This window comes from Vibrio sp. TH_r3, from assembly GCF_033101115.1.
Classification (GTDB): Bacteria; Pseudomonadota; Gammaproteobacteria; order Enterobacterales; family Vibrionaceae; genus Vibrio.
The window spans coordinates 447,704-462,546 of record NZ_JAWMPW010000001.1; the positions used below are offsets into that span (position 1 = coordinate 447,704).

A 14,843-nucleotide genomic window follows, 5' to 3' on the forward strand; every position below is an offset into this window, starting at 1 on the left:
TAGTGATTTTCTTGCCTATGAGCAACAAAGGAAAAGCAAGCAAACGTTCAAACGCATAATAGTGTGCAATAAATCGACTTATTCACTTGTTAAATCGACGTATTCTTCACGTTCGGTCATTTTGCTTACTTTCTTTTAATGTCTAAATTGAAATAGCTCACACCAATATTCGCAATGTTAAGTTTGGCACATGACGTCATATTCAAACTGGTTGGCAAAATGTCATCTAAGCTCTCACTGCCCAAAAAATGGTTAGCATCAATATGTATTGTATCGTGACCTTGTGTCCAAATGGCTTCTAAACCAGCAGGAACGATACTGACCGACCTATCTGATGTATCAACAATCCCAAACAATGCCGCTACGCTTGCATTACCATCTAAACATTCGAGTCCGTGATGCAAATGATTAACAAAACCGACAAGACTCGGTTTATTTAACGTCTTTCTTATTAACCCATCATTAAACAGTGCTCGAATAAGTAGTGAGCACGCAACGCCCGTGCTGGAATCTTTCGCCGTGGTTGAATCCACTAAATAAAAAGCAAATTGACCGTTCATTAACCAAGTATAATCAAAGATTAGCGGCATTTTATCAGAAGCTTGCAGTAAGTTATAACTACAAACCCAGCCACCTTGGTTGGTATCTCGGCAAGGTAACAGAGCCGTTAAAAGTTGTCTTGCTGCTTCTGGGTTATCTTTCAAATAATCCAAATGCCAATACAGTTCTTTATCCTCGGGCACATTTCCATGCTCACCGATTCGAAACCACTGGCTAGAAAAATCTCTGCGCCTACTAGTTTGAGTGCATGGTTGGTCGAGAATGCTTGATATTGCCGACAAGAGGTGAGTAGGAACCGAAATGGGTTTCGTTAAAAAGTCTTTAATTCCAAACCTAAGCACTCGTGCAACATCCGACATTTCATTCGATGCAGATACAACTATCATGGGGACATTCGGATATTGCGAACACACTTCCTCGGCAAATTCTATACCATTAAGAATTGGCATAGAAATATCACTGATTATTAAATCAGGGATGCTTTTTCGCAACTTTTGCAACCCATCCAAACCATGCTCAGCTTCAATAACTGAATACCCTTGTTTTTCTAATAGTACGGATGTAAAGCGACGAAATATTGGATCATCATCAACTAACATTATTGTCCGACTATTTAAGCCTCTCTGCTGCTTTTTAAGAGTACAATCAGCATGACTATTCATCGTATGAACCTCGCTCAATTAATTAGGGTATCGTTTTATTATTGTTTATTGCCCCCCAATAAAAGGTAGTTGCTATTCCTGGTTTATACAACATCTGCCATTTTGTAGGACTAATTATTAAAAAACCTCCCACATATTGACGTAAAGCAAATATGTAATACAAATATCAGTATAGATTAAACTGGTATGAACATAGGGGCATGTCCGACTAATGAAATTTGATGATCTTAATCTATTCCGACTTGTTGTCGAAAACGGCAGCTACACTGCTACGTACAGAAAAACGTTAATTCCTGTCGCGACAATTACTCGCCGTATTCAGGCTCTGGAAGACGCTCTTAACCTTAGGTTGTTAAATCGGCACGCTAGAAAACTATCTCTAACAGAAGCTGGTGAACGTTTTTATAACGAATGCTCACCTCTTCTTAAGCAATTGACCGCAACAACCGAAGATATCACCGATGACTGTCGAGGCGCCGCTGGGAAATTACGCATATCTGCGCCTTCCAATCTCACTAAGCGAGTTATTTTGCCCATGTTGAGCGACTTCATGGCTAAATTTCCTGAAATCAATATCGATCTAGCGATGAGTAATACCTCTGAGCAAATTGATCCTACCGAGTGGGATGTTATCTTTCGTGTTGGTCCACAACGCGACTCTAGTTTAATTGCTCGGAAAATAGATTCAGTAAAAGATATTCTCGTTGCCAGCCCAAACTATTTACAAAAAAATCAGGCTCCATTGAACCACCCTAACGATTTAGCGAAACATTCATTATTGAAAGGGCAACCTTTAGTTAAATGGCAATTATCAAATAAAAATGGCGAAACAGCTATCAACACCGACAAAGCTCGCTTTCAAGCCAATGCACTCAATGTGGTTAGGCGAGCGGCAGATAGAGGTTTAGGAATCACTTTGATGCCAGATATCATGCTACAAGAATATTTTGAAAGAGGTACATTAGTTCGCGTTCTTAGTGAGTGGAGTGCCAACCCACGGGATATTTATATGCTATACAATCACAAAGATCATCAACCAGAAAAAGTCCGCTTACTTATTGATTTTGTGAGTCATTATCACGATAAACATGACAATTTTTGATCTGGTATCTTGTAAAATAATCGCCCACATTAGCATTATGTGGGCGATTATTTTTTTACATTAAGCAAGGTATATGGACTAACTTACTAACAACTCCAGTAAGTTAAACGCCTTCATTGTAGAGCTCTAAGCTTGCTAAATCTTGCTGGATATCTTTTTGTAGCTTGTTGTCATCGTTTCTTAGCGTGTCTAAAAAATCCAAATAACGTTGGTCAATATCGCCAGTCACATACTCACCATTAAAAACCGATGTTTCGAACTGTTTAATATCAACATTACCCATGCCGACTGCAGCAACTAGATCTTCTAGAGTTTGGAAGATCAGGGCATCAGCACCAATTAGTTTAGCTATTTCATCTGCATCACGCCCATGAGCAATCAACTCATTGGCACTTGGCATATCAATGCCATACACATTAGGGAAACGAATTTCAGGAGCTGCAGAAACCATATAAACATTCTTAGCACCTGCTTCTCTTGCCATTTCTATAATCTGCTCTGATGTGGTTCCTCGTACAATTGAGTCATCCACTAATAATACATTCTTACCTTTAAACTCAGAACGAATCGCGTTAAGTTTACGACGAACAGACTTTCTACGCTGAGTTTGACCTGGCATAATGAAAGTACGGCCAACATATCGATTCTTAACAAAGCCTTGACGATACGGTTTATCCATTATTTGAGCGATTTGCAGGGCGATATCACATGATGTTTCTGGAATCGGTATTACGACGTCAAATTCAAGATCAGACCACTCTCTTTGAATTTTTTCACCAAGTTTTTTACCCATTTCAACACGTGCGCTATAAACAGAAATTTTGTCAATAAACGAATCTGGACGTGCAAAGTATACATACTCAAAGATACACGGATGAACTTGAGGATTGTCGGCACATTGTTGAGTGAACAATTGCCCTTCAAAGGTAATATAAATGCCTTCGCCTGGTGCAACATCCCTTACAAAATCGAATCCAATTGCGTCAAGCGCAACGGATTCGGAGGCAACCATGTATTCTGTTTTGCCATCGAGTTCTTTCTTACCTAAACATAATGGACGGATACCATGTGGGTCGCGAAAAGCAATCATACCATGACCAATAATCATAGCGGCGACAGCATAAGCGCCTTTAATGGTTCTGTGTACATTGGTCACTGCACGAAATACATCTTCAGAAGTAACATTACCTCTAACTGTGTCGATTTCATGTGCAAGCACATTTAATAGCACCTCAGAATCTGAGGTCGTATTGATATGACGGCGGTCTTTTTCAAACAACTTCTCGCGAACTTCCGCTGCATTAGTTAAATTGCCGTTATGCGCTAACGTAATACCAAATGGAGAGTTTACATAAAACGGTTGAGCTTCTGACGCACTAGAACTCCCTGCCGTTGGGTATCGAACATGACCGATACCAACATTACCCTGAAGGCGTTGCATATGCTTAGCTTCAAACACATCTCTAACTAAACCGTTTGCTTTACGCAAACGAAAACGATTGCTTTCTATGGTAACAATACCAGCTGCATCTTGGCCACGATGCTGTAAGACAGTCAATGCATCATAAATTGACTGATTTACAGGAGTTGTACCCACGATCCCAACAATACCACACATGTGCTAACCCTCAATTTTCTCTATAAATGGCACTAAATCGTGCCAGTTAAAAAACTCGATGTTTCTTTTAAATGGCTGAAAAATGGCTCAATAATACGGCTAAACTCAGGTATTAAAGTCGACGATTTCCACCACGCTGAATTTGGAAGTGCACTAAATGCATCCATAAAAAACAAAACTGCTGCAACAATCAAGACACCTCTTAGTGAACCAAACACCACACCAAGAATTCTATCGGTTCCAGACAACCCTGTTTTTTGTACTAACTGAGCAATAACGAAGTTGACGATCGCTCCAACCACTAACGTTGCAACAAAAAGTGCAGCAATCGCCGCACCTTGCCGAAACAGGTCATCTTCTATCTTGGTAAAATAAACAGCAAGCTTCTCGTAATACTGACTTGCGATAAAAAACGCACCGAACCAAATTACTAACGACAGTGCTTCTTTCACAAAGCCTCTAATTAAGCTAATGACGGCTGAAAGCCCAATCACACCTATAATAAAATAATCAATCCAATTCATTTATATTACATCTTTTTGTTTGGCGCGCATTTTAACAGAAAAATACGAGACGCAAACGTTTTCTTATGGGTTTAGAGGGTTAAATTTCATCAATTGACCTTTAGAGCCAGTAACTTTTTGAAGTTCATTGATTTGTTTTTCTAACTTACTCTTCGATATATCAGGGCCAATAATGACACGAGTGAACTCTTTTTCTTGCTTAATATGCGCTTGATAGCCCCGTTTTTGCAAATCTTCTACCAGTGTTTTGGCATTATCAGCATTTTTAAGTGCCATTAATTGAATAATCCAAGCACTCTCTTCGTAGTTGTTACTATTTTCAATATTGTTAACGACCACCGCAATCTCTTGATCATCTGCTGCGCTGGTTTCTTGTTCTACGCTCACCGGACTATCAGGCAAAGCAGTTTGCACCGCTACGGGTTGTAATACCTCGAACGATTCAACTTCTGTTTCAATATTTGGTTTTATAGGAATAGGAGCTAACTCTTCTTTATAATGCTGTTTTTTACCATCTAAAACATCAGGTAAAACAATAACACCGATAGCCACCAGTAGAATCGTTCCGACCAAACGGCTTTGAAATTTACTTGCCATTGGTGCTCCTTTGTAACTGTAAATAGATTAATACTTCCGCAACGGTTCGAAATGAGCCGACAACTAATATGACGTCATCTTTATCGGCTTTCATTAACGCGTCTTTATAACCCAATGTAGGAGACGAATATTGGTTACTAACCGTTGGTATATGACCAACAAGTTCATTAGCGTTCGCTGCACGTGGTCCATCTAAAGAACATGGATACCACTGCTTCACAATCGGAATAAAAACTTCTATTGTCTTTTTTATATCTTTATCGTGAAGCATACCTAAAACACAATGAATTTTCTTATTTGTATATTTTAGCTCCAGTTGATTCACTAAATACTGGGCAGAATGTGGATTATGTGCAACATCTAAAATAATGAGTGGATGCGTTTGGGAGACTTTAACCGTTTGCATTCGCCCTGAAAGTTTTGCCTTTTGTAGACCGTTAACAATATTTACATCGCTAATGTCTAAATTGGCAACACTCAACGCCATAATGGCTGTAGCGGCATTCGGTAATGGCAGATTCGGCTTAGGCAAATCAGTTAGATCAAAAGCACCGTTAAACCAATCCCAACTCTGTGCATGTTCTTTGAAATGAAATTGTATGCCAACTTGGTGCAGTTGTGCGCCTATCTCATCAGCATAAGCCGCTACTGTGCTTGGGGCATCGGGTTGGCCGCAAATTGCAGGCTTTCCTGAACGGAATATGCCGGCTTTTTCTTGGGCAATAACATTAATATCATCGCCTAGCCAATCCACATGATCGATAGCAAGACTGGTAATAACACTGACATCATGGTCGACCACATTCGTTGCATCTAAACGGCCACCTAAACCTACTTCCAGTACAACCACATCAACCTTGTGTTGCTTAAACAATTGCAATGCTGCTAATGTACCAAACTCAAAAAAACTTAAGCTGGTATTGGCTCTCTGCTGCTCTACAAAGGCGAATGCTTGGCTATGCTCACTATCACTAAGTATTTTACCGTTGATTCTAACTCGCTCATTGTAACGAATTAAGTGGGGAGAGTTATAAACACCAACAGAATAACCCGCATCTAACAGTATTGCTTCTAAAATAGCGCACGTCGACCCTTTGCCATTCGTTCCAGCAACAGTGATGATTTTTTGGGCAGGTTTAATGAGATCGGCTTTATCAGCCACGATCTGAACGCGCTCTAATCCAAGGTCGATTGCGCTAGTATGAATATTTTCTAAATAATCAAGCCACATCGGTAAAGACGACGTGGCTTGCGGTATATTACTTTGACTCATTAACTTCAATCACGATAAAACATCTAGGTTGATGAGTACTTTACTCTTTTTCTTCAGGTACTGGTACTTTATATTCAGATTCTTGCGTTTCTGATGGTTGTTCTGGTGCTTCATCAACCGAAACCACTAGTGGTGAGCCATGATTAGTCATTTTTGCAATAAGACTAGCAACACGTTGTCGCATCTCTCTACGATCAACGATCATGTCTAGCGCACCATGCTCCAACAGGAATTCGCTACGCTGAAATCCTTCAGGTAAATCTTCTCGAACAGTTTGTTCGATTACTCGACGACCAGCAAAACCAATTAAGGCTCTTGGTTCGCCAATATTAACGTCACCTAACATTGCTAAACTGGCTGAAACACCGCCCATAGTAGGATCGGTCATTACAGAAATAAATGGCAATCCCTTACAAGATAGTTTTTCTAATGCAGCGCTGGTTTTGGCCATTTGCATTAGAGACATTAACGCCTCTTGCATTCTAGCGCCACCACTAGCAGAGAAACAAACAAGACCACAATTTGCTTCTATTGCAGCTTCGACTGCTTTGACGAAACGAGCACCAACAACAGAGCCCATTGAACCGCCCATGAAGGTAAATTCAAATGCACACGCAACAACCGGAACACCGAATACTTCACCTTGCATTACGACTAATGCATCTTTCTCACCACTGTTTTTTTGTGCAGCAGAAAGACGATCTTTATATCGCTTAGAATCTTTAAACTTTAACTTATCTTGTGGTTCTAAATCGTTCGCTAACTCTACGCGATTGCTTTCGTCTAAGAAGGTCTCTAAACGACGACGAGCCTTCATACGCATATGATGGTCGCATTTAGGACATACTTCCAAATTGCGTTCTAATTCCGCATGATAAAGGACTTGTTCGCAAGAGGTACACTTAGTCCATACACCTTCAGGGATAGATGCTTTGCGAGAAGTTACGATATTACTTTTTGTTAATATTTTTTCAAGCCAACTCATGGAAGACCTTTTATTTTATTTCCCTCGCCAAATGGCGAAGCAGTTAGAATTCAATACAATTGCGCACAGATTAAAACATAGATTTATAGTTCTGTAGACAAAAAACTGGTTGTACCTATTTCTCTATAGTCTATTAACCTTTTTCTTTATACTCTATAACCCTATTTCTGTAGCCAACAATCGTATTTTCCAATCGTTCAACAATTATAATCCAATCGTCATAATTTACAGGTTAGCAAAAATACACCGCTATATACAAAAATTAGAACTCAGCATAAATAAATCGTTCCAATTTTTTAACCGTTATCTACATACACTTATTTTAAAGTAAGTGTGTTTTTTATATAAATCCATCAGGTAAAAAAAGTGGTCCAATCGGCACTCTTGGTAAACCATACTCTTTAGGATAATCCACATCGACTAAATATAGGCCATCGGCTTTGGCTGTTGCCCCTGCGAGTGCACGGTTTTTTTCTTTTAATAGCCACTCAATCCATTCTGGTGGCTGTTCACCACGGCCAACCACAATTAAGCTACCAGTAATATTTCTTACCATATGGTGAACAAAAGCGTTCGCTTTCACATCAATAATCACATAGTCACCCAGCCTAGACACATTGACATGCATAATGTTACGCCAAGGGCTTCTGGATTGACAATGGGCGGCCCTAAAAGAACTAAAGTCATTTTCACCTAGTAAATATTGGCCAGCTTGATGCATTTTCTCTGCATCCAGCTCTCCGTGATAATGACTAACACCAGAGGAAAAAATACCAGGGCGCAAAGCATGATTATAAATGATATATCGATAACGGCGAGCAGTGGCACTAAAGCGAGCATGGAAGTCATCAGAGACTTCCTTTGCCCAGCGAACAGAAATGTCTTTGGGCATATTGGCATTGGCGCCCATAGTCCACGCTGCCATTTTTCTGGCGGCATTGGTATCAAAATGTACTACTTGCCCAGTCCCATGTACGCCTGCATCAGTTCGCCCAGCGCACTGTACCTCGATAGGATGAGCAGCAACAATTGATAATGACTTCTCTAGTTCCTGCTGGACACTGTTAACATGTTTTTGTCTTTGCCAACCAGAATAATTCGTGCCGTTGTATTCAACACATAAAGCAATACGCATGCTTATTAATTACCTTATTTTAATTTGTCCAAAAGCCCTTTGGCTTGCAGTTTTATCTCTTCATCGCCATAAATAAGCGCTTCTTCAAGCAACCTTGTTGCTCCTTCGCTGTCATTCATTTCAATATAGATTTTCGCTAAATCAAGTTTGCCAGCAGCTTCCGCATTAGTGTCGACATCAAACTGCTGCACATTACCGATCACATCTGGAAATTCGTTCAACCCAACATCGAGTTTAAGTTCTTCTGCATCTGGATCAATTTCATTATCATCAGCGCTATCAGCCTGTATCATCAATTCATCAACACTCATGTATTGATTTTTAGTCTCGACGGTATCAGCGATTGCTTCTGATTGATCACTCCAATCCTCTTCATCTGCTACAGGTTCTTCTGGTTGAGTTTGCCAAATGTCTCGCTCATCTTCTGGTACTTCCGCCGCTATTTCAGCTTGTTGCTCCGGTGACAACTCAAAGCCGTTCCAATCTTCACCTACATCTAGCATCGCGTCTAAATCTAGACCTGCACTATCTATAGTCTTGTCGTCTAAAGGTTGTTCAGCTATTTTTACTCCAGAATCGTTCTCATTTAACAGTTCAGCAAGGTTGGCCGATTCATCTAAATTAGATTCTTCTATGCTATCTGCTAACGCGCTGTTTTCATCGTATTCGCCTAGTTCATCATCATCTAACTCAATTGGCTCTAGCGTATCAAAATCCGGTTCTAGCTCCAGTTCTGACTGAACGGTTCCTTCGCTCGTTGCTTCCTCTAGACTATCTGCCAGCGCGCTACTTTCATCATATTCACCCAGCTCATCATCATCTAATTCAATTGGCTCTAGATCATCAAATAACGATTCGGCAACAGGGTCTAATGCGGATTCAGTAGCAATGTCAGTATCTGATTGCAAGTCTGACTCCAACTCCCAATCCGCGTCTTGAGGTGTACCAAACTCATTGGTAGCGGGGGTAACGTCTTCTGGCAATACAGGTTCTGAAGCATCAGTTGAACTATTGTCTTGTTGGTTGACAGGTTCAATGTCGCTAATATCGCTCGCCTCTACGTCAGAAAGATAGCGATCAACATCTTCTATTTCTTGTATTTTTTCTGCGTGTTCAGAACCATCAATATGAGGAGAGAAGTCAAAATTATCATCTTGGATTGATACTTCATCTGCTAACTGCTCATTCTCGTTATTTTCAGTTTCGCTATTACTTTTTTCTTCATCGAGACTATCTACTTCATCGGCGCTGTCTGCTTGATCGACATTTTCTATTTCGTCAGGACTGTCTATTTCTGCTGAACTATTTAATTCATCAAAATCAACGGATTCATCGAAACTATTGGATTGATCAATACTCTCCGTTTGGTCGGTATTATCCAGTTCGTCGGCACTATCTGTTTCAATGGCACTGTCAGGTTCAGTGGTACTATCAGGTTCAGTGGTACTGTCAGGCTCAGAAGCAGTAGGAGCTTCGGTTGCGCTGTCTACCTCATCACTGCCTACACTACTATTCACTTCCAAGCTACTATCATCGACATCAGAAAGAGTATCAATTTCTGGGCTGAGCTCTACATCAGAGTCTTGCTCCAGACTTACTCCGTCGGAGTTAGAATCATCACTAGCATCTTGCCCCTCACCTTGTAGCAATTCATCGAGCAATGCTGTGCTATTTTCATCTATTTCAATCTCATCAGATTGCTCATCGTCAGATAAAAATTCATCTAATAGCGCGGTATTGTCTTCTCCTATAGAATCAGTCGTGTCTGAATCGGGTGATGACTCTAAGAGTTCATCTAATAATTCTGTACTATTTTCAGCTAACGTTGGTACATCATCTGTATCGGCTTGCTCTGATTGCTGCGACTGTAAAAAGTCATCCAATAGCTCTGTACTATCTTCTGCAAGCTTTGGTTCATCATTGTCATCATCCGAATGTTCAATGATTAAATCGTCTAACAATTCAGTACTATTCTGTGCAATTAAATCATCAACCGACTCAGTATCGATCTCTTCACTATCGGCTACACTTGCAGATTGAAATTCCGCTAAAAGATCGTCAATATCCTCTGTAGTAGACTGCTCACTTGAGCTATCATCGCCATCATCAGATAAATCAAAATCGTCCAAACTTGGGTCATTTTCTATCGCTGCAACACTTTCTTCTTTAACGCTGTTGAACAGGTCATCCAGTACTGACTGATCTAACTCACCACTGTCTAATTCTTCCGACTCATTAACCTCGCCAGCTAATAACTCATCAAGATCATCTTGAGACATCCCACTTTCATCAGACAAGTCAAATTCACTATCAAATTCATCATCAGACTCTTCTGTCTCATCGTCTAGAGCACGTTCCATTTCAGCAAGACTGAGTGCTTTTTCATCGCCATCTACACTAATACCATTGGCACTTTGTTCTATGCTCTCGATTTCTGGTTCGTCAAGTTCAGCCGAGAAATCACCATCTTCGCTAATATCTGCGAATGGGTCAGTTTCTCCATCATCGAGATTAAAATCTAGATCACTGTCATCTAGGTTGGAAAATATATCGTCTTCCGACGACACTTCCGATTCACCTTCAACATCAAAGATATTATCATCAGATAACTCACCAAATAGGTCGTCATCTATTGCAACATCTTCGTCAATATCTTCATCTAAATTGATCTCTGGCACATCTTCATCATCGTCCACTAAAGAGATGACTTCTGGACTTTGTAGTTCAGCTGTTTCTTGCGCTTCAGCAGGAGCACCTTTGCGTGTTAGAATTAACACGATGATTAATACAAATAATAAACCGGGAATTAATCCAAGCAATACCACAAACCAAGTATTGGCTAATAACATATCTAATTGGCTTGGCTCTATCTGCGCAGCTTGCAGCGCTTTTAACCGTTCTTCTTCGAGCAGTTTTTCTACTTCATTACGAATACGTTCTTCATCACCCAATTCATCTTTAAGGCTTCCTACTTCTGATTGAACATTAGAGAGCATAAGTCTCAAGCTATGATTCTTTTCTTCTAACGCCGCCAGCTCGCTTTCCGATGCTGTTAAATCTTGTTTTAATTTATCAACATTAGTATCAGGAGCAGTAATAGCCGTTGGCTTATTATCTTCATCTTGACTAAGACTGGCTTGTTGATTATCTGTACCATTGTTTTCCGCCGTTGATTGAGAAACGTCGATCGGTTTTTGTACAGCTTCTGTAGGTTTGGCAGCTGGTATTGTTTGATTTGGTGTTTCAGCTACTTTTGCAAGTGCATTTTGATGAGCTTGCATGATCCTGACCGCTTCATCAGTGCTTTCTGCTCGAATTTGCTCAACAGATGGCACTTTTAATTCACTCCCGGGAATCAGTTCATGGATATTTTGCTGATCAAATGCTTGCGGATTTAGTTTGTAAATCGCCAATACTGTTTGTTGCACTGACAATTGATTTGACGGTCTAAGTCGTGACGCGATAGACCACAGCGTTTCATTTTCGGCAGTAGGCCCATAAAGGTCAGAATTACTCACTGGCGAAAAAACTTGGGTCCGGTTTGAACTAGACACAGGTTGCGAAGAGGAAGGTGTAGGTGGTTGCACCTCACCATTAGGTCCAACAATACGAATAGATTCTGCAACAACAAAATGAGAAGAAACAGTCAGAAGTAACGCTAAAGGCGTAACAAGGCGCTTTAGAATTGGATGCATATAAGGCTCGTCTTTTGTGCGTTAAAATTTATTTTTAGTATAGAAAGAGCGTTAACAGACCACTACTCTATACCTTTAAAAGAAAGTACTTCTAAATATATCGGATATAAGCAAGAAAACTATAGGACTCAAGCTAAAAAAAACGCAAATATCATTATAATTGCCACTTTTGTCTTGGAATCCACAGAAAGAACTGGTTTTCTCGACACTTTCGTTCACGACAACGAATATTTCCAACAATTAATGTTCATCACAATAAGTACTTGTAAACATAGTACTCACAAATACTAATGTTTGTAAAAACTCATGCTCTAAAAATCAATACTCGTAAAAAACGATGCTCTCGACAGATAATATGACTATTGAAACAGAGCCTTAATGGTCAGTTAGGCTCTGTTTCAATGACTGAAGTTTTTCAGCCATTAATCGAGATTAAAAATAATCTCGAATAAGTAACTCAGCTATTTGTACCGCATTTGTTGCGGCACCTTTGCGAACATTATCCGCGACTACCCAAAGGTTTATACCACTGTGGTGACTAATATCATTTCGAATACGGCCAACCATCACTTGATCTTTTCCGCCTGCATCACCAACTTGGGTCGGAAAATCTTGTCCTTTAAAGACATTAATACCATCAACATTTTCTAGCAGTTGCACAACCTGTTCTGCATCAATAGGAACTCTAGTTTCTATATGTATTGCTTCAGCGTGCCCATAAAATACGGGTACCCGTACACAAGTAGGATTAACCATAATTGAAGCATCATTAAAGATTTTTTGCGTTTCCCACACCATCTTCATCTCTTCTTTAGTGTAGCCATTTTCCATAAATGAATCGATTTGCGGAATACAGTTAAACGCTATTTGATGATTAAAAGCTTCTGGTTCAGCAGGCGTACCATTGAGTAGTTTTGCTGTTTGCCCTGCCAACTCATCAATGCCGGCCTTTCCTGCTCCAGATACCGATTGATAAGTAGAGACATTAATACGTTCAATTCCTACCTCATCATGAATAGGCTTAAGTGCTACTAACATTTGAATGGTTGAGCAATTTGGGTTGGCAATAATATTGCGATTACGAAAATCAGCGATAGCTTCCGGATTAACCTCAGGAACAACAAGTGGGATATCGTAGTCGTATCTAAACTGAGAAGTATTATCTATCACTACAACCCCTTCATCTGCGGCAATAGGTGCCCACTTTTCTGAAAGTTCTGAGCCAGCAGAGAAAAGCGCAATATGTACTTGGCTCCAATCGAAAGTCTCTACGTTTTCTACTAGAATAGATTTGCCATTAACTCGGTAGCTTTTTCCTTCGCTACGCTCACTGGCTAATAGGTAAATCTCGCCCACTGGAAATTTTCTTTCTTGTAACACTTCAAGAATAGTTTCACCAACCGCACCAGTAGCACCTAATATTGCAACGTTAAATTCTTGGCTCATTTTTGTACCTCTATTTGAAAACCTAATTTGCCTAGCGGCTCTAAATTACATGTTTGATCACCAACTAGGCGAATCGCACTATACTCTCTTCTATCCCAATAATTTTTACGCATTTCATCAAACGCGTTGTCTTTTTCGATCTCGCGGCGAAATATCGCATCATCAAAACGCACGTCATAAACCAATTGAGTCAATTTATGGAGCACTGTTTCGTCCCATTGACGTTGCAATGAGAGTTGTGGAATAGGCGCAATGGGCAATAATTCCGCTGCTTGCACCCTGTTCTCACGTTGTAAAAATTCATTGTAAAAGTTATAGATCATGGTGGTTCCGCGAGCTTTGCCTTCTAAACCATAGCCAGCGATATGCGGGGTGGCGAAATCAAGTAAAGGTAACAGCTCTAGATCTACCATTGGCTCATATTCAAAAACATCTAAACTGGCGCTAAATCCGTCTTGCTGTTGCAAACGAGTTTTAAGCGCCTGATTGTCAACTATTGGACCACGAGCGGCATTGATCAGTATTTGATCAGGTCTAAAATTTGCCAAACGTTGCGCATTAATTAAATGATGTGTTGGGTAGTCGCCACTGGTAGTAATCGGCGTATGTAAAGTAATAACATCCGCTTGAGATAACAACGAGTCAAGCTCTGTAAACTCTCTGCTATCACCTTCTGCCTGCTTAATTGGGTCATTAAGTAGGACCTTAATTCCGATACCTTGTAATGCCGCGGCTAAATAACTACCAACTTGACCTGCACCAATAATCCCTACGGTTTTATCAAATAGTGAAAATCCTTTTTGCTCTGCCAATACCATTAGGACGCTGACAACATATTCTGCCACACCAACTTTGTTGCAGCCGGGTGCAGCGGTAAAGAAAATGCCTTTTTGTTTTAATAACGACTGGTCAACATGATCCATACCAGCGGTAGCGGTTCCGACAAATTTCAGTTTATTTGCCTGAGAAAGCAGTTGAGCATTAACCTTAGTTACCGAGCGAATCATTAGTGCATCAATATCAACCAAATCTTCGGCTTGAATAGATCGGCCAGATTTGAGTGTCACTTCACCAATTTGGCTAAAAAGAGCCTCTGCATACGGCATTGCTTCATCAATAAGAATTTTCATGGGTAAGGATATTACTATTTATGGTTGTTAAGAGAGTGGATTGTGGCGTAAACCTATTTCTCAAGCAAGAATAAAGCGCATAAAAATGCCCAGTCGCCTAGATAAATAGACAACT

11 protein-coding genes are annotated in these 14,843 nt (G+C 40.2%); 1 reads left to right on the plus strand and 10 read right to left on the minus strand.

The window, feature by feature from the left end:
- Positions 1 to 125: 125 nt before the first annotated feature.
- Positions 126 to 1,223 (minus strand): response regulator, encoded by a 1,098-nt coding sequence (locus R3X26_RS01945; RefSeq protein WP_317715424.1) that lies wholly within the window; start codon positions 1,221 to 1,223, stop codon positions 126 to 128.
- 211 nt (positions 1,224 to 1,434) lie between these two features.
- On the opposite strand from R3X26_RS01945, the gene R3X26_RS01950 reads away from it, so the two are divergent.
- A complete protein-coding gene (locus tag R3X26_RS01950) occupies positions 1,435 to 2,325 on the plus strand; it encodes a LysR family transcriptional regulator (protein ID WP_317715425.1) in 891 nt (296 codons plus the stop codon).
- A 103-nt stretch (positions 2,326 to 2,428) separates the two neighbouring features.
- On the opposite strand, the gene purF is transcribed toward R3X26_RS01950, so the two are convergent.
- The 9 genes from purF to R3X26_RS01995 all read right to left on the minus strand — a co-directional run bounded on the left by purF (position 2,429) and on the right by R3X26_RS01995 (position 14,728).
- Entirely contained in the window at positions 2,429 to 3,943 is a 1,515-nt protein-coding gene (purF, locus tag R3X26_RS01955) for an amidophosphoribosyltransferase (protein ID WP_317715426.1), read from the minus strand.
- Between the two features lie 32 nt (positions 3,944 to 3,975).
- On the minus strand, positions 3,976 to 4,467 hold the full coding sequence (locus tag R3X26_RS01960) for a CvpA family protein (RefSeq protein WP_317715427.1): 492 nt from the start codon (positions 4,465 to 4,467) through the stop codon (positions 3,976 to 3,978).
- Between the two features lie 63 nt (positions 4,468 to 4,530).
- Positions 4,531 to 5,064 carry an SPOR domain-containing protein gene (locus R3X26_RS01965; protein ID WP_317715428.1) on the minus strand — a complete coding sequence of 178 codons (534 nt, stop codon included), beginning with the start codon at positions 5,062 to 5,064 and terminating at the stop codon, positions 4,531 to 4,533.
- Positions 5,054 to 6,337, minus strand: coding sequence for a bifunctional tetrahydrofolate synthase/dihydrofolate synthase (gene folC, locus R3X26_RS01970; protein ID WP_317715429.1), 1,284 nt, complete (start codon positions 6,335 to 6,337; stop codon positions 5,054 to 5,056). Before folC ends, R3X26_RS01965 begins: the two co-directional genes overlap by 11 nt.
- A gap of 40 nt (positions 6,338 to 6,377) precedes the next feature.
- Complete coding sequence (gene accD, locus R3X26_RS01975; protein ID WP_317715430.1) at positions 6,378 to 7,322, minus strand: acetyl-CoA carboxylase, carboxyltransferase subunit beta; 945 nt, start codon at positions 7,320 to 7,322, stop codon at positions 6,378 to 6,380.
- A 340-nt stretch (positions 7,323 to 7,662) separates the two neighbouring features.
- Positions 7,663 to 8,457 (minus strand): tRNA pseudouridine(38-40) synthase TruA, encoded by a 795-nt coding sequence (truA, locus tag R3X26_RS01980; protein WP_317715431.1) that lies wholly within the window; start codon positions 8,455 to 8,457, stop codon positions 7,663 to 7,665.
- 14 nt (positions 8,458 to 8,471) lie between these two features.
- A complete protein-coding gene (locus R3X26_RS01985; protein WP_317715432.1) occupies positions 8,472 to 12,152 on the minus strand; it encodes a FimV/HubP family polar landmark protein in 3,681 nt (1,226 codons plus the stop codon).
- A 432-nt stretch (positions 12,153 to 12,584) separates the two neighbouring features.
- Complete coding sequence (locus R3X26_RS01990) at positions 12,585 to 13,598, minus strand: aspartate-semialdehyde dehydrogenase (RefSeq protein ID WP_317715433.1); 1,014 nt, start codon at positions 13,596 to 13,598, stop codon at positions 12,585 to 12,587.
- On the minus strand, positions 13,595 to 14,728 hold the full coding sequence (locus R3X26_RS01995) for a 4-phosphoerythronate dehydrogenase (RefSeq protein ID WP_317715434.1): 1,134 nt from the start codon (positions 14,726 to 14,728) through the stop codon (positions 13,595 to 13,597). Before R3X26_RS01995 ends, R3X26_RS01990 begins: the two co-directional genes overlap by 4 nt.
- Positions 14,729 to 14,843: the final 115 nt, after the last annotated feature.

What these genes read in the sequence shown, in the direction of transcription:
- R3X26_RS01945 (WP_317715424.1), bottom strand. Translation starts at nt 1,223, where the DNA reads ATGAATAGTCATGCTGATTGTACTCTTAAAAAGCAGCAGAGAGGCTTA.
- R3X26_RS01950 (WP_317715425.1), top strand. Translation starts at nt 1,435, where the DNA reads ATGAAATTTGATGATCTTAATCTATTCCGACTTGTTGTCGAAAACGGC.
- purF (WP_317715426.1), bottom strand. Translation starts at nt 3,943, where the DNA reads ATGTGTGGTATTGTTGGGATCGTGGGTACAACTCCTGTAAATCAGTCA.
- R3X26_RS01960 (WP_317715427.1), bottom strand. Translation starts at nt 4,467, where the DNA reads ATGAATTGGATTGATTATTTTATTATAGGTGTGATTGGGCTTTCAGCC.
- R3X26_RS01965 (WP_317715428.1), bottom strand. Translation starts at nt 5,064, where the DNA reads ATGGCAAGTAAATTTCAAAGCCGTTTGGTCGGAACGATTCTACTGGTG.
- folC (WP_317715429.1), bottom strand. Translation starts at nt 6,337, where the DNA reads ATGAGTCAAAGTAATATACCGCAAGCCACGTCGTCTTTACCGATGTGG.
- accD (WP_317715430.1), bottom strand. Translation starts at nt 7,322, where the DNA reads ATGAGTTGGCTTGAAAAAATATTAACAAAAAGTAATATCGTAACTTCT.
- truA (WP_317715431.1), bottom strand. Translation starts at nt 8,457, where the DNA reads ATGCGTATTGCTTTATGTGTTGAATACAACGGCACGAATTATTCTGGT.
- R3X26_RS01985 (WP_317715432.1), bottom strand. Translation starts at nt 12,152, where the DNA reads ATGCATCCAATTCTAAAGCGCCTTGTTACGCCTTTAGCGTTACTTCTG.
- R3X26_RS01990 (WP_317715433.1), bottom strand. Translation starts at nt 13,598, where the DNA reads ATGAGCCAAGAATTTAACGTTGCAATATTAGGTGCTACTGGTGCGGTT.
- R3X26_RS01995 (WP_317715434.1), bottom strand. Translation starts at nt 14,728, where the DNA reads ATGAAAATTCTTATTGATGAAGCAATGCCGTATGCAGAGGCTCTTTTT.